Origin of the sequence: Proteus alimentorum (assembly GCF_002607735.1) — a bacterium.
Classification (GTDB): domain Bacteria; phylum Pseudomonadota; class Gammaproteobacteria; order Enterobacterales; family Enterobacteriaceae; genus Proteus; species Proteus alimentorum.
On record NZ_NBVR01000039.1, the window covers coordinates 51,476 to 75,377 of the forward strand.

Annotated in this window: 20 protein-coding genes and 1 tRNA gene; 8 read left to right on the forward strand and 13 right to left on the reverse strand. The window is 38.6% G+C overall.

What is annotated here, in order from left to right; translation table 11 throughout:
• Positions 1–121: 121 nt before the first annotated feature.
• The 7 genes from dppF to B6258_RS15365 form a co-directional block, all read right to left on the reverse strand.
• On the reverse strand, positions 122–1,123 hold the full coding sequence (gene dppF / locus B6258_RS15335; protein WP_099075975.1) for a dipeptide ABC transporter ATP-binding subunit DppF: 1,002 nt from the start codon (positions 1,121–1,123) through the stop codon (positions 122–124).
• The gene (dppD, locus tag B6258_RS15340) at positions 1,116–2,099 is read right to left on the reverse strand and encodes a dipeptide ABC transporter ATP-binding protein (RefSeq protein WP_099075976.1); all 984 of its coding nucleotides are present in this window, start codon (positions 2,097–2,099) and stop codon (positions 1,116–1,118) included. Before dppD ends, dppF begins: the two co-directional genes overlap by 8 nt.
• 12 nt (positions 2,100–2,111) lie before the next feature.
• Positions 2,112–3,014 carry a dipeptide ABC transporter permease DppC gene (dppC, locus tag B6258_RS15345; RefSeq protein WP_099075977.1) on the reverse strand — a complete coding sequence of 301 codons (903 nt, stop codon included), beginning with the start codon at positions 3,012–3,014 and terminating at the stop codon, positions 2,112–2,114.
• Between the two features lie 10 nt (positions 3,015–3,024).
• Positions 3,025–4,044 (reverse strand): dipeptide ABC transporter permease DppB, encoded by a 1,020-nt coding sequence (dppB, locus tag B6258_RS15350; protein ID WP_099075978.1) that lies wholly within the window; start codon positions 4,042–4,044, stop codon positions 3,025–3,027.
• A 165-nt stretch (positions 4,045–4,209) separates the two neighbouring features.
• Positions 4,210–5,817: a dipeptide ABC transporter periplasmic-binding protein DppA gene (dppA, locus tag B6258_RS15355; RefSeq protein WP_099075979.1), complete on the reverse strand. Its 1,608-nt coding sequence runs from the start codon at positions 5,815–5,817 to the stop codon at positions 4,210–4,212.
• 519 nt (positions 5,818–6,336) lie between these two features.
• On the reverse strand, positions 6,337–8,019 hold the full coding sequence (locus B6258_RS15360) for a ShlB/FhaC/HecB family hemolysin secretion/activation protein (protein ID WP_099075980.1): 1,683 nt from the start codon (positions 8,017–8,019) through the stop codon (positions 6,337–6,339).
• A gap of 206 nt (positions 8,020–8,225) precedes the next feature.
• A tRNA-Pro gene (locus B6258_RS15365) sits at positions 8,226–8,302 on the reverse strand.
• A 300-nt stretch (positions 8,303–8,602) separates the two neighbouring features.
• Between B6258_RS15365 and B6258_RS15370 the strand changes: the two genes are divergently transcribed.
• Positions 8,603–8,908, forward strand: coding sequence for a DUF5339 family protein (locus B6258_RS15370; RefSeq protein WP_099075981.1), 306 nt, complete (start codon positions 8,603–8,605; stop codon positions 8,906–8,908).
• Positions 8,909–8,962: 54 nt separating this feature from the next.
• Here B6258_RS15370 and B6258_RS15375 read toward each other — a convergent pair whose 3' ends face one another.
• On the reverse strand, positions 8,963–9,298 hold the full coding sequence (locus B6258_RS15375) for a YceK/YidQ family lipoprotein (RefSeq protein WP_099075982.1): 336 nt from the start codon (positions 9,296–9,298) through the stop codon (positions 8,963–8,965).
• A 390-nt stretch (positions 9,299–9,688) separates the two neighbouring features.
• Between B6258_RS15375 and B6258_RS15380 the strand changes: the two genes are divergently transcribed.
• Positions 9,689–11,347, forward strand: coding sequence for a putative transporter (locus B6258_RS15380; protein WP_099075983.1), 1,659 nt, complete (start codon positions 9,689–9,691; stop codon positions 11,345–11,347).
• A 265-nt stretch (positions 11,348–11,612) separates the two neighbouring features.
• Here B6258_RS15380 and B6258_RS15385 read toward each other — a convergent pair whose 3' ends face one another.
• Both B6258_RS15385 and B6258_RS15390 read right to left on the reverse strand, forming a co-directional pair.
• A complete protein-coding gene (locus B6258_RS15385) occupies positions 11,613–12,872 on the reverse strand; it encodes a valine--pyruvate transaminase (protein WP_099075984.1) in 1,260 nt (419 codons plus the stop codon).
• A gap of 170 nt (positions 12,873–13,042) precedes the next feature.
• Positions 13,043–13,627 (reverse strand): DNA-3-methyladenine glycosylase I, encoded by a 585-nt coding sequence (locus B6258_RS15390; protein ID WP_099075985.1) that lies wholly within the window; start codon positions 13,625–13,627, stop codon positions 13,043–13,045.
• Positions 13,628–13,865: 238 nt separating this feature from the next.
• On the opposite strand from B6258_RS15390, the gene glyQ reads away from it, so the two are divergent.
• Complete coding sequence (gene glyQ, locus B6258_RS15395) at positions 13,866–14,771, forward strand: glycine--tRNA ligase subunit alpha (RefSeq protein WP_004246832.1); 906 nt, start codon at positions 13,866–13,868, stop codon at positions 14,769–14,771.
• 9 nt (positions 14,772–14,780) lie between these two features.
• Positions 14,781–16,853 (forward strand): glycine--tRNA ligase subunit beta, encoded by a 2,073-nt coding sequence (glyS, locus tag B6258_RS15400; protein ID WP_099075986.1) that lies wholly within the window; start codon positions 14,781–14,783, stop codon positions 16,851–16,853.
• A 55-nt stretch (positions 16,854–16,908) separates the two neighbouring features.
• On the opposite strand, the gene B6258_RS15405 is transcribed toward glyS, so the two are convergent.
• The 3 genes from B6258_RS15405 to B6258_RS15415 all read right to left on the reverse strand — a co-directional run bounded on the left by B6258_RS15405 (position 16,909) and on the right by B6258_RS15415 (position 19,731).
• On the reverse strand, positions 16,909–17,349 hold the full coding sequence (locus tag B6258_RS15405; protein ID WP_099075987.1) for a hypothetical protein: 441 nt from the start codon (positions 17,347–17,349) through the stop codon (positions 16,909–16,911).
• Positions 17,339–18,226: an endonuclease/exonuclease/phosphatase family protein gene (locus B6258_RS15410; RefSeq protein WP_099075988.1), complete on the reverse strand. Its 888-nt coding sequence runs from the start codon at positions 18,224–18,226 to the stop codon at positions 17,339–17,341. Before B6258_RS15410 ends, B6258_RS15405 begins: the two co-directional genes overlap by 11 nt.
• A 218-nt stretch (positions 18,227–18,444) precedes the next feature.
• Entirely contained in the window at positions 18,445–19,731 is a 1,287-nt protein-coding gene (locus tag B6258_RS15415) for a YidR family protein (RefSeq protein ID WP_099075989.1), read from the reverse strand.
• A 136-nt stretch (positions 19,732–19,867) separates the two neighbouring features.
• On the opposite strand from B6258_RS15415, the gene B6258_RS15420 reads away from it, so the two are divergent.
• The 4 genes from B6258_RS15420 (at position 19,868) to spoT (ending at position 23,900) form a co-directional block, all read left to right on the forward strand.
• A complete protein-coding gene (locus B6258_RS15420) occupies positions 19,868–20,485 on the forward strand; it encodes a trimeric intracellular cation channel family protein (protein ID WP_099075990.1) in 618 nt (205 codons plus the stop codon).
• Positions 20,486–20,790: 305 nt separating this feature from the next.
• Positions 20,791–21,414 (forward strand): guanylate kinase, encoded by a 624-nt coding sequence (gene gmk, locus B6258_RS15425; protein WP_023583250.1) that lies wholly within the window; start codon positions 20,791–20,793, stop codon positions 21,412–21,414.
• A 54-nt stretch (positions 21,415–21,468) separates the two neighbouring features.
• Positions 21,469–21,744 carry a DNA-directed RNA polymerase subunit omega gene (rpoZ, locus tag B6258_RS15430; protein WP_006534607.1) on the forward strand — a complete coding sequence of 92 codons (276 nt, stop codon included), beginning with the start codon at positions 21,469–21,471 and terminating at the stop codon, positions 21,742–21,744.
• A gap of 29 nt (positions 21,745–21,773) precedes the next feature.
• Positions 21,774–23,900 carry a bifunctional GTP diphosphokinase/guanosine-3',5'-bis pyrophosphate 3'-pyrophosphohydrolase gene (spoT, locus tag B6258_RS15435; protein ID WP_099075991.1) on the forward strand — a complete coding sequence of 709 codons (2,127 nt, stop codon included), beginning with the start codon at positions 21,774–21,776 and terminating at the stop codon, positions 23,898–23,900.
• The last annotated feature ends 2 nt before the right edge of the window (positions 23,901–23,902 follow it).

Here is a 23,902-nt window from a genome sequence, read left to right on the forward strand (position 1 = left end):
TTTGATATCTATGAAATCATTATTATATTATTTAGTTAAGATTAATTAAATATTATTAATAAAAATAAGAACAATATATATCAGTATATTGTTCTTATTTAATGAGATAAATTTATTTTATTTAAACTATCGCGTTATCTTGCTCCACTGCAAAACAAGCAATAAGCTGACCATTATATTCTTTTAATGTTGGCTGTAATTGACTACATGGACCAAATGCGCGACGACAACGAGCTGCGAAAGCACAACCTGCTGGCGGATTTAATGGGCTTGGTAATTCTCCCGTTAATTTAATACGCTCTCGTCTTAGTTCAGGCGTCAATCTTGGTGTTGCTGATAATAATGCCTGCGTATAAGGATGTTGGGGATTTTCAAAAATTTGAGCTTTTGTTCCTTTTTCTACACAACGCCCTAAATACATGACAATAACTTCATCTGCAATATGCTCAACAACCGAAAGATCATGGGAAATAAAAACATACGAGAGTCCCATATCTTGTTGCAGATCCATCATCAAATTCAGTACTTGGGCACGAACCGATACATCCAGCGCAGAAACAGGTTCATCGGCTACCACAATGTCTGGATCAAGCATCAAGCCACGCGCAATAGCAATACGCTGACGTTGGCCGCCAGAAAACATATGTGGATATCGGCTATAATGTTCTATTTTTAATCCTACTTTAGCCATCATTGATAATACTTTTTCTTTACGCTCAGAGGCATTCAGTGTTGTATTAATCAATAAAGGCTCTTCTAATATTTGCCCCACTTTTTTACGCGGATTCAATGATCCATAAGGATTTTGAAACACAATTTGGATCTTTTGGCGACGTAGCTTCTCAGCTGATTTATCTCTAATTAACAGATTTTGTCCACGATAAGAAAGCTCACCTGAAGTCGGGATCTCAATCATCGTTAATAATCGACCTAATGTGGATTTACCACACCCTGATTCACCAACAACAGCCAAAGTTTTACCGCGTTCTAATTCAAAAGAGACACCATCAAGGGCTTTAACTGTTCTCTCTTTTGAAAGAAAACCACCTTTTACGCTGTAATACTTTGCTAAATTAACCGCTTTTAATAGGGGAGTTGATGCATTTGGATTAACTTCAGCCATGGTTAGGTCTCCCTGCATTATCTAACGGTGTATGACATTTCACACGATGCGTTCCTAATTCTTTTAATTCAGGCTCAATCTTATAGCATTCATCATGAGCATATGGGCAGCGTGGATTGAGTAAGCAACCTGTTGGTCGATCATAGCGTCCCGGCACAACGCCCGATAACGATGCTAATCGCGCTTTATTACTCGCAAACTCAGGAAGTGCTCTTAATAATGCTTGAGTATAAGGATGGCGAGGCGATTTAAAAATTTCTGATGCTTTTCCGGATTCCACCACTTGCCCCGCATACATCACAATAATTGTGTCCGCGGCTTCTGCCACTAATGCTAGATCATGAGTGATCAACACTAGCGCCATATTTTCTTGTTTTTGTAAATCGAGCAACAGCTCTATGATTTGAGCCTGAATAGTCACATCCAGTGCGGTGGTCGGTTCATCAGCAATCAATAACTTAGGGCGACAAGCGATCGCCATTGCGATCATAACACGCTGGCTCATTCCCCCTGAAAGCTGGTGTGGATAGACATCTAAGCGAGAAGCTGGATCAGGAATACCCACCAACGTTAAGAGGTCGATAGCACGTTGTTTACGTGTTTTACGACTGCCTCCCTGATGGACTTTTAATGCTTCCATAATTTGATAGCCAACCGTAAAGCAAGGATTCAAGCTTGTCATTGGATCTTGGAAAATCATCGCAACATCGGCACCGACTAAATTGCGTCGCTCTGATTCAGAGATTTTCATAAGATCTCTACCATCAAAATAGAGCTCTTGTGCGCTCACACGCCCCGGAAAATCGATAAGCCCCATAATCGCCAGTGAACTGACTGATTTACCTGAACCAGATTCTCCTACAATACCGACAACTTGCCCTTCTTCAACTTGATAGCTAATTCTGTCTACCGCTTTAAACGGAGTATCTTCATCACCAAAGTGAACAGATAGTTGATTAATATTTAGTAATGCCATGTTCTTACTCCGTTACTGCTTTAATTTCGGATCAAGCGCATCTCGTAAACCATCACCCATTAAGTTAAAGGCTAATACGGTAAACAAAATCGCCAGACCAGGAAACGTCACAACCCACCATGCACTTTGTGTAAACTGCAACACATCAGATAACATGGTTCCCCATTCGGGTGTTGGTGGCTGCGCGCCCATCCCTAAAAAGCCCAATGCCGCCATATCTAAGATTGCATTGGAAAAACCTAAAGAGGCTTGAACAATTAAAGGTGCAAGGCAGTTAGGTAAGATATTGATAAACATCTGACGCAGTGAACCCGCGCCCGCGACACGAGAAGCAATCACATAATCGCGATTAACTTCAATTAAAACAGCGGCACGAGTCAGTCGAACATAATGCGGTAAGGCAACAAAAGTTAACGCGATAGAAGCATTAACAATAGAGGGGCCAAAAATAGCGACCAAGACTAATGCCAATAATAAACTGGGTAATGCCAGCATGATATCAACGACACGCATAATACCGATATCTACAAGGCCACCGAAATAACCCGCTGCCAGCCCTAGAATAATTCCTAAGATAAGTGATAGCACGACGACAATACAGCCCACTAATAATGAAAGGCGAGCACCAAACATTAAACGAGAAAGAATATCGCGACCAACATCATCAGTACCTAGAATAAATTGCCAGCTTCCTCCGTCTTGCCAAACAGGAGGGGCTAATAGAAAATCACGAAATTGCTCATTAGGGGCATGAGGTGCAAGAAAACCGGCCAATAATGCAATAAGCAACATAATTACAATATAGATTAACCCAACAACGGCACCTTTATTTTGTTTAAAGTAGTGCCAAAATTCTTGAAAGGGCGTCATAGGAACCGGTGCACTGATGACCGGTATTACTTTATTTTCAGTCATTATGCATTCCTTATTTTTTATGGCGAATACGAGGATTCACAATGCCATAAAGAACATCAACCAACAGATTGACGAAGATAATCATCGTTGCAATTAAAAGCACACCACCTTGAACAACTGGGTAGTCACGTCGCTGTAAGGCATCAATCAACCAGCGTCCTAATCCCGGCCATGAGAAAATAGTTTCTGTTAAGATTGCACCAGCCAGCATTGTTCCGACTTGTAACCCAATAACGGTGACAACAGGCAACATCGCATTGCGTAATGCATGAATAAGAATGACGCGAGCACGGCTTAACCCTTTTGCTCTAGCAGTACGAATATAATCTTCGCCTAATACTTCAAGCATCGAAGAACGCGTCATACGCACGATAACAGCGAGAGGAATGGTTCCTAATACAATGGCAGGTAAAATGATGTGATGAATGGCATCTAAGAAATCCCCTTCCTCACCCCAAATAAAGGTATCAATCAGCATAAATCCAGTGAGTGGATTACTGTCATCTAAAAAAACGCTATCAGCGAGGCGCCCCGAGACAGGGGTTAGGTCTAATTTTACAGACACTAGCATGATTAACATGATCCCCCACCAGAAGATTGGCATGGAGTAACCAGCTAATGACACACTAATCGCAGTATGATCAAAGATAGAACCACGTTTTACCGCGGCCAAAACACCAACAGGGATCCCAACCGAAACCGCAAAGATCATGGCGCAAACGCCAAGTTCTAAAGTAGCTTTAAAGCGAGGTAAAAATTCATCCCATACAGGAATGCGGCTTTTTAATGAGATACCCAAATCACCATGGAAAATGCCATTTAGGTAATTGATATATTGTTGCCATAAAGGCTTATCCAGCCCCAACTCTGCCATTAAATAAGCATGTCGCTCTGGAGAAAGTCCACGCTCACCCGCCATAATCATTACCGGATCACCGGGAATAAGATGAACGAAAATAAACGTCAGTAATGTAATTCCGATAAACGTAGGGATCACAAGTCCCAAACGTTGAAGGATAAATTGCAGCATATCCTAATTCTCTTTTCAAACATCAGCTAAAAGATAGCGCTGATAAATCAGGGGAAAGTCCCCTGCGCCCACAGTGTACTGAATGTATTCGTTATTATTGAATAGCGGTGCCTTTCATCAAGAAAGACACCGTACTTAAGGCAATCCAACGATTAGGTATTGCTATTATTTAAGAGAGACATTCTCGAAGTGATGTTTGCCTAATGGATCAACCACGTAGTTTTCTACTTTTTTGCTCACTGGTTCATAAACGGTCGAATGAGCAATAATCAGAGCAGGTGCTTGATCATGCATAACAACTTGAGCTTGTTTGTAAAGTTCAACACGTTTTTCGTGATCGGCCGTTATTCGTGCAGGCTGGATCAGATCTTCAAATGGCTTATAGCACCATTTTGAATAGTTCGATCCTTGCTCTTTTGCCGCACAACTAAATAGCGTAGCGAAGAAGTTATCTGGATCCCCATTATCACCTGTCCACCCCATCATGACCGCTTGGTGTTCACCCGATTTAGCACGCTTAAGATATTCACCCCACTCGTAACTTACAATTTTGGTTTTAACACCAATTTTTTCCCAATCCGCTTGTACCATTTCAGCCATACGACGGGCATTTGGGTTATAAGGGCGCTGTACTGGCATTGCCCATAAATCGATAGTAAAACCATCAGCAAGACCGGCTTCTTTTAGCAGTGCCTTAGCTTTTTCAGGGTTATATTCGTAATCAACGATATCATCGTTATAACCCCACATTGTAGGAGGAATGAGGTTTTTCGCTTTTTGGCCTGCACCTTGATAAACCGCTTCAATAATGGCGTCTTTATTCACCGCCATACTTAATGCTTGGCGAACTTTTTGGTTATCCAGTGGTTTTTTCTCAACGTTAAAAGAGATATAACCCACGTTTAAGCCAGGTTGTTCTAACAGATTGATATCGCTATTTTGCTTCATTTTCGCAATATCAGCAGGATTTGGGAAAGGCATGGCCTGACACTCACCTTTTTGCAGTTTTGCATATCGTACAGAGGCATCAGGTGTAATAGAAAAAACTAAACGGTCAATATCTGGTTTTTTACCCCAATATTGGTCATTGGCTTTATAAAGAATACGAGAATCTTTTTGATATTGCTGTAATTGAAAAGGCCCTGTACCGATAGGATCTAGATCCACTTTCTCAGGTGTCCCAGCTTTCATCATATTATCCGCATATTCAGCAGATAATATGGATGCAAAGTCCATTGCCATATCAGCAATAAAAGGTGCTTCTGAACGAGTCAAAACAAAACGAACGGTATGATCATCAACTTTCTCGATTTTCTCGATCATGTTGTTCATATCCATTCCGGAGAAATATTCATAACTTCCGCCAGAAACTTTATGGTAAGGATGTTTTGGATCCATTTGACGCATAAACGTGTACATCACGTCATCCGCATTAAATTCACGCGTTGGCTTAAAGGTTTTACTACTATGCCAATTCACGCCTTTACGCAAATGGAAGGTATACACTTTACCATCATCGCTCACATCCCAGCTTTCAGCTAAGCCCGGAATAATTTCTGTTGTACCCAGTTTAAATTCAACTAAACGGTCATAGATAGGGACTGAACTTGCGTCATAGGTTGTTCCAGAGGTAAATAACTGAGGGTTAAATCCTTCAGGTGAACCTTCAGAGCAATACACCAATGTTTTTGCCTGTACACCTGCAGAAACAGCTAATGCAAGCAGTCCAATTGTCGCGGTCAAAATTCCTGTCTGTTTTTTGGAGCTTTTCATCATTACTCTCCGAAATTGTTCTGTTGTGTTTTGGTTTCCTGTTTAAAAACGGAATACCTTTTTATTTTGTCATTGTTCAATTAACCAACTGTATTCCCTTACGTCAATAAGGTGTTAGAAGGTAAAAAGAACAAGTTATAAACACAAATGAAACGAATATCGAACAAACTCAGAATAAAAAAATAAATCTCTGGCTAATATCTAGTCAATAAAACCACAGATTAAGAAATCCTTAAGTGAAATGACTATTTTAAAAAAAGCCATAATTTGTGATTGACCGCTTAAATATTAAACGAATATTTTGAAATAAAACAAAGAACTTGGTGCTTTATTCTGTTAGGCCTAAAAAATAACACCACTATATAGAAGATAATCAGTGCAATCCTAAGCCAACTTAAAAAGATAAAAATACCTTATCTCTTTTTAACGATGAATATGCTATATCAGCCAATAATCTATAGTTATTTATTAAATGATTTATAAAATTAATAGTAAGAAATATAAAATAAACAGCCAAAATCAGAAATTCAATTGGGTATTGAAATTGAACTGTGATCCTGTTGTTTTTCTACTAGAAGGCGCCGATAACGGTATGCTCCATACTAACTGATAACTCAGTTGTTTAAAGCTCCCTTCTAGCCCTGTTGCCGCACCAACCAAATATTTATTTTTATTATAAAAAACGTTTTTTCTCTCTTCTGAGACGGAACCATAATCTATTGCAGAAAATAGCATTTGGTTATTAAAGGGTGTAAGCCAAGTGACCTTATGTCGGGAAACAAACTGATTTGCATCAGAATAACCTTTGCCTGACTCAAAGCCATACACACTATATAGGCCACCAATGTTTGCTTTATCAAGTAACCCATCAATATCCGATCGAGTTAGTTGAAATATCATTTCTGGCTGATAAAAAAATGACTGTGAATTGATTTTAAAAGGTATTAACGCATCTAAATTAATATTAAAAATTGGCACACCATTAAGTGAATCTATCGGAGAAAGTTTAGCACCAGGAATAAAAACACTCTGCTTATAATTAAATGTAGTATTAAGATAACCCCCTCTCATAAAGCGATAATTTTGCTCAATACCCGCATTAATATAAGGGCTACGACGCTCATGCACTGATAAGCGATAGTCTGACATTTCATTTCGATAAGTGTAATATTGCATTCCCCCTCTGAAAGTCACCGTACGCTGTGTTGAGGGTCTAAACTGGCGCTGGATCTCAAAGGAGAGAAGTTGTTGACGCGTTTTTTGTAACTCTTTTGTCATTTCCGATATTCTACGTTTTGATTCAATATCATAACCAAATAATGTAGCACGCCAATAATGATAAGGTACCTGCCATAAAAAGATCTGTTTTTTAATACCTCTGGATTTTAAGGTATCAAGCTGGCTTGAAAGAATAACCATTAATGTGTCATTAAGTTGTGCTAAATTACCAAAGCTTAGCCTTGTGGTACCAAATAGATCTCCGTAAATTTTTTGCTCTTTATTATCGATCGCTACTGAGCCTGCCATTGTCCTTTTTCCAACTTGAGAAAGAGAAATAATCGACTCATTTTCTTTTGATGAGGGTTCTATCTGAATTTTGACATTACTTTTAGGGACTGCTTTGACATTTTCAGCGCCCTGTTCAATATCTTTAATATTTAAAATATCACCTTTTTTTATAGGCACGGCCTGTGAGATCAAATAGTGTTTATCTGTCGGTGTGTTAGAAACAATATCTTGTACTTTCCCGATATTTAATGTGATATCCAATACCTCGTCATCGGCATAAAGATCAACGTTACCCACCTCACTCGTCACATAACCAGCATCATAAAGCATCGCATTAAGAATATTGATATCTTGTTCTAATAATGACTGCGAATGACAATGCCCTATTAATGCCGCTTGCCATTTCGTCAATTGGCGTTGTAGTGATGGGGAAGAAAGCGCCTCGAAATGATGAATTTTTACCTGTTTGATTGAAAAACATGGCAAAAAAGGTGTAACAAACTCCATTTTATTTTGTTGCGCTAAATTCACTAAAAAAACATTGTCATCTTGTTGTAGTAAGCTATCTCTAAGTTGTGTCTCTGTCGGTAAATCTACCGGTACGGGAAAATCGATGAGCCTTTCATTTGCTACAGAGAGAAAGGAACAACACCATAAAATACAGTAGATTAGAATAGACAACTCAATACGCATTCAATATGCACTCTTATATAGGGAATAGGAGTGTTATGTATATGCAAAGAGAAACAAAAAAGATTTATAAAAAACGTCTTTTAGCTACATAGTTACCAATAATGCAACCATGCCTACCTATCAGAAAGTAAAAAGTCATAAGAGATGATTGATGAAGGGATGCCCTAAACGACAAAACCCCGCTTTAAAAGCGGGGTTTCTTAATATGGTCGGCGAGAGAGGATTCGAACCTCCGACCCACTGGTCCCAAACCAGTTGCGCTACCAGGCTGCGCTACTCGCCGAAAACGAGGTGCATCTTACTGCCAGAAACCCACTCCGTCAATACTTTTTTAGTATCTCCTGACTGTTCGTATGGTTTTCAATCAAAACGGTTGATTTTTAACTTTTTTATCATAAAAACCATTCATTTTTAGCGTTACTATAACAATCGATTTTTTCTATTTCTCTTCTGAGTCCGCGTTTCTTTACAGTGTTGATAAAAAAACAAGAAAAAATAACAAATTTATTCTTAATTATTATCGTTTAATGAGTGTGCTTTTTATATAATTTACTTATGTCAAATAAGGTGGGTAGTTTAGAGAATGAAACATTGTTGGTCGGGTGTCGCATTACTTTTATTGTCAATCACACTTCCAGCTCAAGCATCAACAGCTCATGCTTGCCGAGTGTACTTTAAAGAAGCGGAGAGATTTATTCAGTACATTTCTCAAAGAGAAGATCTAAAACATAATATGCCGGAGATTAAAGCTAACTTCGAGCAAAGCAAAAAGCAGATAATGACAGCACCTCTGGCAGAACAAAAAGCAATATGTGACAAGGAAATGCAAGAGCTTAATAGCTTGAATAAAATGTTTGGCCCTAAAGAAGAAACGGCGCTAAATAAATAAACAGATAATGACTAAATATAATTAATTATTTAGTATTTAGTCATTAATTTGATATTAATTCTTATTTTCATGATTATTATTCGCAGTTGTACTTTCCAATCTTTTTATGCGTTCTTTAGGTGAATTATCACTTTTATCATCCCCCTGAGTGTAATAATCGTAAGGTAATAATAAAGTATCTAACACGGCACTAAAAGGGAGATCGAGAATGACCAAGGGTTTCATTGCCCATCCAGTCTCATCATCTTTTAGCATTGTCATATTATTTTTTGTCCCTGAATAAAACTCTTTATTCGGACCAGCATGAGTCATAACACTTGAGCAACCGGTCAATAATGTCGTCAAAAATGTGACTAATGTTAAATTTTTACTTGTTGTTCTGAATATCATAGGGCACCTATAAAACGAGATCCGTAGTCAACGCTTTTTATCATATAGTTAAACCTGTTTTCTCTTACAGGACAAGAGAAAGATGATATAAAAAAGCTTAATTTTTCAGTCATTAAATAAATAATTCTAGAGTGAGAAAGTTTCACTTTGCTTAATTAAAAAAACAATAATAATATTATTAATTATTATGTTTCGATGATATTAAAATTCAACCTTCATTATTTTAAATAAACACTTCAACGCTATATTTATCTTTCTTATTTTTTTGATCTCTATATATGTTGAATTTGTGCGATAAGACACAGCGACTTTCATTGTTCTTTGCCAAAATAGGTTTATCGTTTTAGCTCAAATTTTCTCATTTTTATTTTTGGGTACAGGATCTTTTTTATGAGTGATATTGCATTAACAATGGTGATGTTGTCATTAGCAGGCGCTCTAGGTCTTTGGATTGGCAATATCAAAATTTATCGAGTCAGCCTAGGGATAGGCGGTGTTCTTTTTGGTGGAATTATTATTGGCCATTTTGCTCAGCACTATAATTTCTCACTTAATGCACAAACCCTTCATTTTATTCAAGAATTTGGGCTTATTCTTTTCGTTTATACTATTGGTATCCAAGTCGGCCCGGGTTTTTTCTCCTCACTACGTGTTTCGGGCTTAAAACTAAATGCCTTTGCCATATTAATTATTCTTCTTGGCTCAATCATAACCGCATCTATTTATCGTCTATTTGACGTTCCTTTACCTATTATTTTGGGTATTTTTTCTGGTGCGGTTACCAACACCCCTTCTTTAGGTGCAGGACAACAAATACTGACTGATCTGCATATCGACCCAACATCTGTAGGGCAAATGGGGATGGGCTATGCCATGGCTTATCCGATGGGGATCTGTGGTATTCTGCTAGTAATGTGGCTTATTCGCGTGTTCTTTAAAATCAACATTGATGAAGAAGCAAAAGCCTTTAGCAATCAACAAAACAGCACTAAAGATGCACTGCACACCATTAATATTGCGATTAAAAACCCCAATTTAGATGGCTTATTAATGCAAGATATTCCTTTGCTCAATGAAGATGCCATTGTCTGCTCTCGCTTAAAGCGCGGAGATAACATTATGGTACCTATGCCATCAACGATTATTCAGTTGGGAGATTTACTGCATATTGTAGGTTCAAAAGAAGATCTCAATAAAGTACGCCTAGTACTTGGTGAAGAGGTCGATGCTTCACTTTCAACATCAACAAATTTATTGCAATCAGTGCGGGTCGTTGTAACGAATGATTCCGTACTCAGTAAGCGTTTAAAAGATCTGGATCTTAAAAGAAAATACGATGTTGTCGTCACTCGATTGAATCGCGCAGGTATCGAACTGATCCCAAGCAATAACAGTATGTTGCAATTCGGCGATATTCTTAATGTCGTTGGACGCCCTGAATCTATTGAAGCCATTACAGTCCTGTTAGGTAACGCTCGTCAGAAATTAGAACAAGTTCAAATGCTCCCTGTCTTTATTGGTATCGGGTTGGGTGTTTTACTTGGCTCTATTCCTATTTTTATTCCCGGTATTCCTGTAGCGCTTAAACTGGGATTAGCAGGAGGCCCCCTTGTTGTTGCCTTAATTTTAGGGCGTATTGGTACATTTGGTAAGCTCTATTGGTTTATGCCACCAAGTGCAAACTTGGCATTGCGGGAGTTGGGTATTGTCATGTTTCTTGCGGTGGTAGGGCTAAACTCTGGCGGTGAATTTGTTGAAACATTAATTTATGGTCAAGGCTTGAGTTGGATTGGCTACGGTATTTTAATCACGTTATTACCGTTATTGATTGTCGGTGTGATCGCCAGAGTCTTCTTTAAACTCAATTATTTAAGCCTCTGCGGAATGTTAGCCGGCTCAATGACTGATCCCCCTGCATTAGCCTTCGCAAACTCAATTCATAGCTCAAGTGGGGCTGCCGCGCTTTCCTATGCCACAGTTTACCCTTTAGCCATGTTTTTACGCATCATAACACCACAATTAATGGCACTTATTATATGGACTTTGTAGTAAAAATAATAAATATATTAAATAGTTGAACCAAATTTGTTATCAAAATCCACATTTGGCTTAGCAGAGGGATAATTAAGGCAATGAATGGCTCTTATTTAAGCCATAGATTTTATAAATGTCTGTTTTAATAGTTCTCGTGCTAAGAAATTTAGATTGAGACGGATTGCTAAATTTTTAGTAATCAATTTCTTTCCGTCAAACTTATGCTCAAAAGTCCTCGTTATTGTCTTTGCCCCTTCTTCTCGCTGAAGGGGCATTTTTATTAGATATTCACTGGCTGATAGATATTCTCGATTTCTTCAGCCAGAATTTTTATTCCCTTCTCAATCAATTCCGGCTCAGGTACGTAATTCATTCGCATACATTGATGAGCGTGATCCAATGAATCTTCTAATCCCGGAAAGAAGTAATGCCCCGGCACCATTAATACACCCCGTTTTTTCAAACGGCGATAAAGCGCTTCACAAGAAACTGGTAAATCTTTAAACCAAAGCCATAAAAAGATTGCACCTTCAGGCTTATGAATAAGACAACGTTCTTCAGGTAGATAGCGACGAATAATATTAATCGTTTCAAGTACTCGTTGATGATAGAAAGGCCCTATCACGTCTTGGGATAACCGCATTAAATCATCGCGTTTTAGCATTTCTAATGCCATTGCAGGTCCAATTCCACCGGGTGCGAGGCTAATAATGCCGTTAACATTTGTAATAGCTGAAATCAGTTCTTCATTAGCGATAATAATGCCACAACGTGCTCCCGGTAAGCCTAACTTAGACAGACTCATACAAAGGATAGTGTTGTCATTCCAACGAGGTGTTGCTTGAGTGAAAATAATGCCCGGAAAAGGAACACCATAAGCATTATCTATAATCAGAGGGATATTATGCCTTTTAGCTAAAGCTTCTAGTTTTTCAACTTCGTCATCGGTAATCACATTACCTGTTGGGTTTGTGGGTCTTGAAACACAAATAGCTGCAATATCATCACTGATTTCAAGATGAGCAAAATCAACATGATATTTAAATTGCCCATTCGGCAACATTTCTATTGTTGGTTTATTCGCAACAAACAGATCTTCTTCTAACCCAGAATCTGTATAACCAATGTATTCAGGGGCAATTGGGAAAAGAATTTTACGTTTTTTTCCCTCTTTAGTTGTGCCACCTAATAAATTAAACAGATAGAAAAAAGCACTTTGGCTGCCATTAGTTAGTGCAATATTTTTCGCTGAAATATTCCAGCCTAGCTTCTCTTTTAAACATGTCGCCAATGCTTGTAACATGGCATCTTTGCCTTGCGGGCCATCATAGTTACAAACCGCATCACTTAATGCGCCATTTTCTGTCATCTCTTTAAGTAATTGACGAAAATAGTTATCCATTTCAGGAATATGAGCAGGATTTCCGCCCCCGAGCATCACAGCGCCAGGTGTGCGTATACCTTCATTTAAGTCTTGCATCAAGCGAGCGATGCCTGAATGCTGAGCAAACTTTTGCCCAAATTGTGATAGTTGAGTCATCTTTGCAGGTATCTTCTATGTTGCTTTCTCGTTAAGAAATACCATACCGCGAGCTTTAACCCGCATCAATAGTTATAATCGAAATGATTGAATAGTAATATTAGTATGGTTTTATATATTGAAATATAAAGCTAATAACATTCAAAACTAAAGATAACTCAACTCATATTTTACTGTTTATTGGTGTTTCCACTCTCTTCTTGGCGACAAAAACAAGAGAGAATATGGTCATTTACCATACCAACAGCTTGCATAAAAGCGTAGCACGTTGTTGTACCAACAAATTTAAACCCTTTTTTCTTTAAGGTTTTTGCCATTTTATCTGAGATTTCAGTGGATGCTGGTACTTGAGATATATCGTTCCACTGATTAATAATGGGTTTATTATCAACAAATTGCCAAATAAACTGGCTAAAATCTTCACCCTGTTCTTCCATTGCCATAAAAATACGTGCGTTATTAATAATGGCGTTGATTTTTCCTTGATGACGAATAATGGCGGGATCTTGCAATAAGGCTTCAACATCTTTATCTGTCATTTTGGCAATTTTTTCGGGTGAAAAATCAAAAAAACAGCGACGAAAACCTTCTCTTTTCTTAAGCACCGTATACCAAGATAGCCCAGCTTGTTGACCTTCAAGGCAGATCATTTCAAAAAGCTTGTATTTATCTCGTTCAGGTTTGCCCCATTCTTCATCATGATATGCCAAATATTCAGGATCACTGGTTACCCAATCGCAACGCTGCTTATTCATTTTTTCATTCCTTGTTACCAATAGCTTTTAATAACACCATTTTATATACTGTATAAATATACATGTAAATAGACGAAAAAAAATTCAATCTAATTCTTTGAGCATAGTCATAAACTCAATTAAGGAATTATTTTTTTGATCGAGGGAAAATTGCCCGTATTCCTTGCTGTATATCTTTCGTCTAGAAGGTATACTGAAACCTTTCTTTTTATTCTATGTATCGCCATGCGGATATAACATGCAAAAGTTTGATACCAAAACCTTTCAAGGTCTTATCCTGACACTGCAGGATTACTGGGCTCGCCAGGGCTGTACCATTGTCCAACCATTAGATATGGAAGTGGGTGCAGGCACATCACACCCAATGACTTGTTTACGAGCATTAGGTCCAGAGCCTATCGCTGCGGCTTATGTACAGCCTTCTCGTCGCCCAACTGACGGACGTTACGGTGAAAACCCTAACCGCTTACAGCACTATTACCAATTCCAAGTTATCATTAAGCCATCACCTGATAATATTCAAGAGCTTTATCTTGGCTCATTAAGAGAGTTAGGCTTAGACCCAACAATCCATGATATTCGTTTTGTGGAAGATAACTGGGAAAACCCAACTTTAGGTGCTTGGGGCTTAGGCTGGGAAGTTTGGCTCAACGGCATGGAAGTAACGCAATTTACCTATTTCCAACAAGTAGGTGGATTAGAGTGCAAACCGGTTACAGGTGAAATCACTTACGGCTTAGAACGCCTTGCCATGTATATTCAAGGTGTTGATAGCGTTTATGACTTAGTTTGGTGTGATGGCCCGTTAGGTAAAACCACCTATGGCGATATCTATCATCAAAACGAAGTTGAGCAATCAACCTATAATTTTGAATATGCAGACGTAGACTTCCTGTTCTCTTGCTTTGAGCAATATGAAAAAGAAGCTCGTGAGTTGTTAGAGTTAGAAAAACCTCTGCCTTTACCTGCCTATGAACGTATTTTAAAAGCAGGACACACCTTTAACTTATTGGATGCACGTAAAGCTATCTCTGTGACAGAGCGTCAGCGTTATATTTTACGTATCCGTACTTTAACCAAAGCGGTTGCTGAAGCATATTATGCTTCTCGTGAAGCGCTTGGTTTCCCTATGTGTAAAAAGTAAGAGGCTATCATGACAACTGAGACTTTCCTCGTGGAAATCGGCACAGAAGAATTACCGCCGAAAGCGCTTCGTTCTTTAGCCGAATCTTTTGCTGCTAATTTTACTGCTGAACTGGATAACGCAAACATCACTCATGGTGATGTATCTTGGTTTGCAGCTCCTCGCCGTTTAGCCATTAAAGTCGCTAATATGGCAAGATCACAAGCAGATAGAACCATTGAAAAACGTGGCCCTGCGATTGCTCAAGCATTTGACGCTGATGGTAAACCAACCAAAGCAGCTGAAGGTTGGGCAAGAGGTAATGGCATTACTGTTGACCAAGCAGAGCGCTTATCAACAGATAAAGGCGAATGGTTATTTTATCGTGCAGAAGTAAAAGGTGAAGCAGTTAACCAATTACTGATTGGCATGGTAAGTAATGCCTTATCAAAATTACCAATTCCAAAATTAATGCGCTGGGGCGATAAAGAAACTCACTTTGTACGCCCTGTCCATACTGTCACCTTATTATTAGGTGATACTGTTATTGATGGTGAAATTTTAGGTATCCAAAGCGATCGCGTTATTCGTGGTCACCGCTTTATGGGTGAAGCTGAATTCACTATTGATAATGCGGATCAGTATCCTGAGATCCTTTATGAGCGCGGAAAAGTCATTGCTGATTACGAAACGCGTAAATCAATTATTCTTCATGACGCTCGCCTTGCGGCTGAAAAACTGGGCGGTATTGCAGATTTAAGCGATAGCTTAGTCGAAGAAGTCACTTCATTAGTTGAATGGCCAGTTGTGTTAACAGCAAAATTTGAGGAAAAATTCCTTGAAGTGCCTGCTGAAGCTCTGGTTTATACCATGAAAGGTGACCAAAAATACTTCCCTGTTTATGACAAGCAAGGCAAATTGTTACCTAACTTTATTTTCGTCACTAATATTGAATCTTCTGATCCACAGCAGATCATTAACGGTAACGAAAAAGTAGTACGCCCTCGTTTAGCGGATGCTGAGTTCTTCTTCAAAACTGACCGTAAACAACGTTTAGAAGATAACTTACCACGCCTTGAAACCGTATTATTCCAGAAAGATTTAGGCACACTGCGTGATAAAACAGACCGTATTCAAGCATTAGCGGGTTTTATTGCGGGCAAAATGGGCGCGGATGTTAATAAAGCAACCCGTGCAGGTTTACTGTCAAAATGTGACTTAATGACCAATATGGTGTTCGAATTCACTGATACCCAAGGTGTTATGGGTATGCATTATGCTCGTCATGATGGTGAAGCCGAAGAAGTCGCCGTTGCATTGAAAGAACAATATCAGCCTCGTTTCGCGGGTGATGAATTACCTTCTAATCCTGTTGCTAGCGCTCTCGCTATTGCAGAGAAGATGGATACACTTGCGGGTATTTTCGGTATTGGCCAACATCCTAAAGGGGATAAAGACCCATTTGCTCTACGTCGTGCATCACTGGGTGTTTTACGTATTATCGTTGAGCAAGATTTACCGTTAGATATTGAAGAGCTGACACAAGAAGCGGTTCGCCTTTACGGTGACAAACTGACTAATAAGAATGTAGTCAGTGATGTGGTTGAGTTTATGTTAGGTCGTTTCCGTTCTTGGTATCAAGAACTGGGTTACAGCATTGATACTATTCAAGCTGTATTAGCACGTCGTCCAACACAACCTGCTGACTTCAATGCGCGTGTTAAAGCAGTAACTTATTTCCGTACATTAGAGGAAGCCTCTGCGTTAGCAGAAGCCAATAAACGTGTTTCTAATATCTTAGCGAAATCAGCTAATGTAAAACTGAATGACACCGTTTTAGCCTCCGTCTTAAAAGCACCAGAAGAAGTTCAGTTAGCGGCTAATCTTTCTGTTTTACAAGATAAATTGGCACCATTATTTGCAGAGCGTAAATACCAAGAAGCATTAGTTGAACTGGCCTCATTACGTGATGTAGTCAATAACTTCTTTGATAAAGTTATGGTAATGGATGAAGACGAAGCCGTTCGTATCAACCGTTTAACCATGTTAAGTCAATTGCGTGAACTGTTCTTAAAAGTCGCGGATATTTCTGTTTTACAATAAATTGTAAAGCTCAGAAAGCGTAAACCGGCATTGTTTTCACAATGCCGGTTTTTTATCACACATCACTATTTTCACTTGAGTTATCTTTGAGGGAATGATGAACAAGCTCCATAATTCTTATCGATTCTCTATCAATGATATTCACAATAATATGTAATAAATCATCAATATTTTCTGCATGAAAAGATTCAATTTCAGTTTCTATCTCAATAGGAAAACCATTTATTTTACTAAAACTATAACCAAATAGTATAAATCCAGACTCATCACTTACATTTACTTTATCGATATAAATAAGCCTTTCACTATTAATAAATTTAGGGCAGTAATGATGATTATCTTTAAATAAGATTTTTATTTTATTATTAGTGATCATTTCGAGTTTTTCGATAACTATACTTATCTTATTTTCTATTTGTTTTTTTATATCAATGATAGATGATGCTCTATCCAATGAAGCCTTTATCTTTTCAAAAAAATTATTTTCATCGTTCATGTGAAATCCTACAGAATATGGGATAATGATCAAATTTTTTAAAGAAAACATCATCGAGGCAGTGATTATCATCATTTAGGATCCGATAAAAATCAATCTGTTCGAGATCTAACTTAAAACAGTCTTTCTTTCCATATAAAAATGAAGAAGAGAAGATCATTTGATCAAATACATACCATCGACTCATTGAGGCGGAGTTATAATAATATGTACCTAAATTATTCGTTTTCTTATCTGACAAAAGATACCAAAATGGATTAAATAATAACTCTCTTTTCTTTTTTATGATATGGTAGTCTCTTGTTGCATATAATGTATTAATCATCACATCAGAATAGGGTTCTGTATTATAATCTCCCATACAAATAATTTGAGTATCTTTTCCTTGGTTTTCAAATAGCTTATCAATACTATTTCTCAATTCTTGGGCTGCTATATGTCTCGTTTTTGCATCAGCACTGAGTACAGATGGCCAGTGTGATAAAAAGAGTGTGATCATTTTTTGATTTTCAATTTCTTTAAATAGAACACTTACTCCTACTCTTATTGTTCTATTATCAGGCTGAAGTTTAGTTAAAAATTTACTTGAGATAAATACTAATTTATTCATATTATACATTATAGATATATCAATAAATATACGCCCTATTCTTCCTGATAAATCAACGTACTCCATATTTAATTCGCAGGCTAACTGTTTAAAATCTAAATTTTCTTTTTTAGAAATCTCACAAAGTGCAACGATATCTAGTGTTCTTTTTTCTATCATTCTCCCAAGGTATTGTTTTGCTAATCCAATATCTTCTATATCTATTTTCTTACTTGATCTTATTGGTGGAGATAATCCCATATTCCACCAGCATAAATTCAATTCCATTTTTATATATCATTCCATTAATAATAAATTGCTTTCAAATATTGTTCGTTATTATTTCACTAAAGTTTATTAATTTATCACAAAAAATAAAAAGAGAAAAAATAATAAAATAAATTAAAACAAATAAATATTTTAATTCATATTCAAATTATTAGTTTTTTATTAAATGAGAAGGGATCTTATTATTTAAGACCCCCTTCTCAATATATTGAGAAGTTTTACAACCCAGTCTCTACTGTAAATATCTGGCGATAACCCTCAACATCGCGCATAAATGCAATATAGTGGTCATCTGGAGAGAATACGACAGCGTCACTGCTTGGTGCCTGTGCTGTTTTTTCTGTTAATCGAGTTAACTCACCCGTTTTCACATTACATAACATCACGCTATTATCACAAATAAAAGTGAGATATTGCCCGTTACTGTTCCATGTAAAGGCCGACTGAATATCCCAATCCTGCGAAGTGACTTGTTTGATTTCTTGCGTACTTGGCGAGACGGTAAATAACTGCACAATACCGTTATCATCTTTCATTAAGAACGCAATCGCATCGCCTTGTGGAGAGCTTCTTAACCAGTGACGAGGTTGATTTAAAACACCTGCATATTTTCTATTTGCTGTATTTGTTAGGCGAACTTGGTGAATACCTTTAGCCACTGCTGGCATTGTTGTATCAGTTCCTGCTAATGGTTTATTACCTTCAATAGTGAAAGCCTGATTATCATCAGGTAAATCCACTAAGAAAATATCAGACACTTTATCGCCATTTTCACTCACAGTATCACCGATAAATGCAATAGCCCAACGTTGTTGTGAACCATCAGCCTTTGTATAACCCTGAGTACCAACCCAACACTCTTCATAAGCTTTATTAATCTCGTCGCTTCCCTTTTGTGGATGAGCAACGGTTTGGCTTATTACAGTGCAAAAATATTCACCGTCATATTCACGAGGATGTTTTTTAGCGACATTAACCGCTTTCAGTGGCACAGCAACAGCCACGTTACGTTGATCATATTCGCCACCAAGCTCATGCATAATATGATCATTGTAAGTAAAACTTAAACGCGAGCCGTCAGGGCTAAAGACATGAACATGCGTACCGCCACGTAATGCACCTGCTTGATAAGGTGATGTCAGTGAACAAGCATCAATATTAAATACACGATTGTTTTCTGACTCATCAACAATCACACCACGACGATGATGAAAGTCATAATGCCATTCATTATCTGGATTTTCGGGCCCATGAATAAAGGCATAACGCACGGGCTCTGTTGGGCTGACGGTCGCAACACCTGCATGTGCCCCTTGTGTTGCGGTGTAAATGATCTGTTGCTGTTTTGTTTTCGCATGAATTTTTTCTATGGTTAGACCTGTAAAAGATCCCCCATTGGGACGTACATCATAGACTAACCACTGGCTATCTGGCGTCCAAACATTTATATTAGTTAGCTGATGATGACGGCTATCAAACGTAATCTGGTGTTCCTGAAAAGACATATTTATCCTTATCGGGAAATAAATTTCCACATTATAAAAACTAATTAATTTTACCTGGCACTAAAAAAATTCAGTCGAGACTTTTTCGCAAGGTGATTACTCTATCCTCACTAAATAGTCAGAAAATAAAAACATCATGTTACTTAGTGTTCTCTATATTATCGGTATTACGGCAGAAGCCATGACAGGTGCACTTGCTGCTGGTCGTCGTAAGATGGATCTCTTTGGCGTTATTATTATTGCTTCTGCAACCGCCATTGGCGGTGGTTCAGTGAGAGATATTCTTCTGGGTCACTATCCGCTAGGTTGGGTTAAACACCCGGAATATATCGTCACTGTTGCATGTGCAGCTGTTATCACCACTTGGGTTGCCCCTATGATGAAACATTTGCACCGTCTATTCCTTATCCTCGATGCTATCGGTCTTATGGTGTTTTCTATTATCGGCGCACAAATCGCACTCGATATGGAATATGGCCCTATCATTGCTGCTATTGCCGCAGTGATTACGGGTGCTTTTGGTGGTGTATTAAGAGATATGCTTTGTAATACCATTCCTCTGGTTTTCCAAAAAGAAATTTATGCCGGTATCGCTTTTGGTGCTGCTTGGCTTTATATGGGATTACTGTTTTATACACCATTACCAAGAGACGTCATTATCATTATTACCCTAATTGCTGGGTTAACAGCTCGACTTCTCGCTATTCGTTATAAATTGGGCTTACCTGTCTTTAATTACGAGAATCAAGATTAACGAATCACTGTTTTAACGACAGTGGTTCTTTTTGATTCTGTGGGGTATCTCAAAATATAATCTCTTTTCGCTATTGTGATAAAAGGTAATTCCTATCACTGAGCCTTTAATTGTATGTTAATATTGATATAGTTTAATTTTTCTCTTGTTTCTATATTAAGAAAATAGAATGCAATAAGAAAAAAATGGCCCTGTATTAAACATGGGCACTGTATGTCATTCATTGTATGTGTATACTATATGGGGGATTTGCTCCCTAAACATGTATTTATACTTAATTCTCCAGTCAAATTCAGAAAGTCATCATGATCCAAGGAACACTTTATATTGTTTCCGCTCCAAGCGGTGCGGGTAAATCAAGTCTTATTCAAGCGCTGTTAAAAACACAGCCTTTATATGACACACAGGTTTCTGTCTCTCATACAACCCGCCCAATGCGACCGGGAGAGAACCATGGTGAACATTACTTCTTTGTTACTGAAGAAGAATTTAAAAGCATGATAGACAGCGGGGATTTCCTCGAACATGCTTGTGTTTTTGGTAACTATTACGGTACATCCGGCAAAGTTATCAAAGAAATCTTAGCCAGTGGTGTTGATGTCTTTTTAGATATCGACTGGCAAGGCGCACAGCAAGTGCGTAAAGCGATGCCAGAAGCTCGCAGTATTTTTATTCTGCCACCGTCAAAAGAAGAGCTTTACCGCCGACTTCGTGGACGAGGGCAAGATAGCGAAGAAGTGATTACAAAACGTATGTCGCAAGCTGTATCGGAAATGGAACATTTTAATGAGTATGATTATTTGCTGATTAATGATGATTTCAATACTGCGCTTGCTGATTTACAATCAATTATTCGTTCAGAAAAATTACGCCTTGATCGTCAAACGCTACGACATGGTGATTTAATCAGCAAATTATTGGCAGACTGAGTTAACTTTCAGTATTATGCCCAGTCATTTCGTTAATGGTGGAGTAACACAAATATGGCACGCGTAACCGTTCAAGACGCTGTAGAGAAAATTGGTAACCGTTTTGACCTCGTTCTGGTCGCAGCACGTCGTGCGCGTCAGTTACAAGTTGGCGCTAAAGATCCTTTAGTTCCTGAAGAAAATGATAAAATGACTGTTGTCGCGCTACGTGAAATCGAAGAAGGCCTGATTAACGGTAAAATTCTTGATGCTCGTGAACGTCAAGAGCAGCAAGAGCAAGAAGCAGCAGAATTACAAGCTGTTTCAGCGATTGCGGAAGGTCGTCGTTAATCGTTTTATAAAATAGGGGTAGGTCTGCCTTGTACCTGTTTGAAAGCCTGAATCAAATCGTTCAAAAATACTTGCCATCGGAGCAAGTTGAACAACTTAAAAAAGCCTTTATCGTCGCCCGAAATGCCCACGAGGGGCAAACTCGTTCAAGTGGTGAGCCTTATATTACTCACCCTGTTGCGGTTGCGTGTATTCTTGCAGATATGCGATTAGACCACCAAACGCTGATGGCGGCGCTGTTGCATGATGTTATCGAAGATACACCTGCAACCTTCCAAGATATCGAAAGCCTCTTTGGTAGTACGGTGGCCGATCTTGTTGAAGGCGTGTCTAAACTTGATAAATTGAAGTTTAGAGACAAAAAAGAGGCTCAGGCTGAAAACTTCCGTAAGATGATTATGGCGATGGTAAAAGATATCCGCGTCATTTTGATCAAGCTGGCAGACCGAACTCACAATATGCGCACACTGGGATCATTACGCCCAGATAAACGTCGCCGTATTGCTCGCGAAACACTCGAAATTTACAGTCCTCTTGCACACCGTTTAGGTATACACCATATCAAAACAGAACTTGAAGAACTGGGTTTCGAGGCGCTACATCCTAATCGCTACCGTGTCATTAAAGAAGTCGTTAAAGCGGCTCGAGGCAACCGTAAAGAGATGATTAATAAAATCCTCTCTGAAATTGAAGGTCGCCTGACAGAAGCGCATATCGAATGCAAAGTGAACGGCCGCGAAAAACACCTTTACTCTATCTATCGAAAAATGTTGTTAAAAGAGCAACGTTTTCACTCGATCATGGATATTTACGCCTTTCGCGTTATCGTGAAAGAAGTCGATACCTGTTATCGCGTTTTAGGTCAAATGCACAGCCTTTATAAACCACGTCCCGGTCGAGTTAAAGACTATATTGCAATCCCAAAAGCCAATGGCTATCAATCTCTTCATACCTCACTCATTGGCCCTCATGGAGTGCCCGTTGAAGTACAAATTCGTACTGAAGATATGGATCAAATGGCAGAAATGGGGGTTGCTGCACATTGGGCTTATAAAGAGCAAGGTGAACAACCGGGCACAACTGCACAAGTTAGAGCGCAACGCTGGATGCAAAGTTTACTTGAATTGCAACAAAGCGCAGGTAGCTCTTTTGAATTTATTGAGAACGTAAAATCAGATCTCTTTCCTGATGAAATCTACGTTTTCACGCCAGAAGGTCGCATTGTTGAATTACCAACAGGTGCTACCCCTGTCGATTTTGCTTATGCCGTACATACAGATATCGGCCATGCCTGTGTGGGTGCAAGGGTTGATAGACAACCTTACCCCCTTTCACAATCGCTACGCACCGGACAAACAGTTGAAATTATTACCGCTCCAGGTGCAAGACCAAATGCGGCTTGGCTAAACTTTGTTGTCAGCTCAAGAGCACGTTCTAAAATTCGACAACTACTGAAAAACCTAAAACGTGAAGACTCTATTAATTTAGGTCGTCGTTTACTCAATCACGCATTAGGTGAGCACAAGCTTGCTGATATTTCAGCTGAAAATATTGAGCGCGAGTTGAAGCGAATGAAGCTTCATTCAATCGACGACTTAATGGCTGAAATTGGTTTAGGTAATACAATGAGCGTTGTTGTTGCGCGTAATTTATTGATTGATAGTCAAAATCAAGATGAAAACGCACCAACAGAAACAAGCAATAATGAAACACCTAAACTCCCAATTAAAGGTGCTGATGGTGTATTGATCTCCTTCGCGAAATGTTGTCGCCCTATTCCGGGTGATCCTATCGTTGCACATATTAGCCCAGGCAAAGGTTTGGTTATTCACCATGAATCTTGTCGTAATATTCGCGGTTACCAAAAAGAGCCTGAAAAATTCATGCCTGTCGAGTGGGATAAAGAGATCAACAGCGATTTCATTACTGAAATTAAAGTCGATATGATTAACCACCAAGGCGCTTTAGCAAATTTAACCGCAGCTATTAATGATGCAAACTCCAGTATTCAAAGTATGAATACAGAAGAGAAAGATGGTCGTGTGTATTGTGCTTTTATTCGCTTAACGGCGAAAGACAGAATTCAATTAGCCAATATCATGCGTAAACTTCGCATCATGCCAGACGTTCTGCGCGTTAGCCGTAATAAAAACTAGTC

What these genes read in the sequence shown, in the direction of transcription:
- B6258_RS15380 (WP_099075983.1), top strand. Translation starts at nt 9,689, where the DNA reads ATGAGTGATATTGCATTAACAATGGTGATGTTGTCATTAGCAGGCGCT.
- B6258_RS15420 (WP_099075990.1), top strand. Translation starts at nt 19,868, where the DNA reads ATGTTACTTAGTGTTCTCTATATTATCGGTATTACGGCAGAAGCCATG.
- glyQ (WP_004246832.1), top strand. Translation starts at nt 13,866, where the DNA reads ATGCAAAAGTTTGATACCAAAACCTTTCAAGGTCTTATCCTGACACTG.
- B6258_RS15375 (WP_099075982.1), bottom strand. Translation starts at nt 9,298, where the DNA reads ATGATATTCAGAACAACAAGTAAAAATTTAACATTAGTCACATTTTTG.
- B6258_RS15370 (WP_099075981.1), top strand. Translation starts at nt 8,603, where the DNA reads ATGAAACATTGTTGGTCGGGTGTCGCATTACTTTTATTGTCAATCACA.
- B6258_RS15410 (WP_099075988.1), bottom strand. Translation starts at nt 18,226, where the DNA reads ATGGAATTGAATTTATGCTGGTGGAATATGGGATTATCTCCACCAATA.
- rpoZ (WP_006534607.1), top strand. Translation starts at nt 21,469, where the DNA reads ATGGCACGCGTAACCGTTCAAGACGCTGTAGAGAAAATTGGTAACCGT.
- dppA (WP_099075979.1), bottom strand. Translation starts at nt 5,817, where the DNA reads ATGAAAAGCTCCAAAAAACAGACAGGAATTTTGACCGCGACAATTGGA.
- dppF (WP_099075975.1), bottom strand. Translation starts at nt 1,123, where the DNA reads ATGGCTGAAGTTAATCCAAATGCATCAACTCCCCTATTAAAAGCGGTT.
- glyS (WP_099075986.1), top strand. Translation starts at nt 14,781, where the DNA reads ATGACAACTGAGACTTTCCTCGTGGAAATCGGCACAGAAGAATTACCG.
- dppD (WP_099075976.1), bottom strand. Translation starts at nt 2,099, where the DNA reads ATGGCATTACTAAATATTAATCAACTATCTGTTCACTTTGGTGATGAA.
- B6258_RS15360 (WP_099075980.1), bottom strand. Translation starts at nt 8,019, where the DNA reads ATGCGTATTGAGTTGTCTATTCTAATCTACTGTATTTTATGGTGTTGT.
- B6258_RS15390 (WP_099075985.1), bottom strand. Translation starts at nt 13,627, where the DNA reads ATGAATAAGCAGCGTTGCGATTGGGTAACCAGTGATCCTGAATATTTG.
- B6258_RS15405 (WP_099075987.1), bottom strand. Translation starts at nt 17,349, where the DNA reads ATGAACGATGAAAATAATTTTTTTGAAAAGATAAAGGCTTCATTGGAT.
- B6258_RS15385 (WP_099075984.1), bottom strand. Translation starts at nt 12,872, where the DNA reads ATGACTCAACTATCACAATTTGGGCAAAAGTTTGCTCAGCATTCAGGC.
- dppB (WP_099075978.1), bottom strand. Translation starts at nt 4,044, where the DNA reads ATGCTGCAATTTATCCTTCAACGTTTGGGACTTGTGATCCCTACGTTT.
- gmk (WP_023583250.1), top strand. Translation starts at nt 20,791, where the DNA reads ATGATCCAAGGAACACTTTATATTGTTTCCGCTCCAAGCGGTGCGGGT.
- B6258_RS15415 (WP_099075989.1), bottom strand. Translation starts at nt 19,731, where the DNA reads ATGTCTTTTCAGGAACACCAGATTACGTTTGATAGCCGTCATCATCAG.
- dppC (WP_099075977.1), bottom strand. Translation starts at nt 3,014, where the DNA reads ATGACTGAAAATAAAGTAATACCGGTCATCAGTGCACCGGTTCCTATG.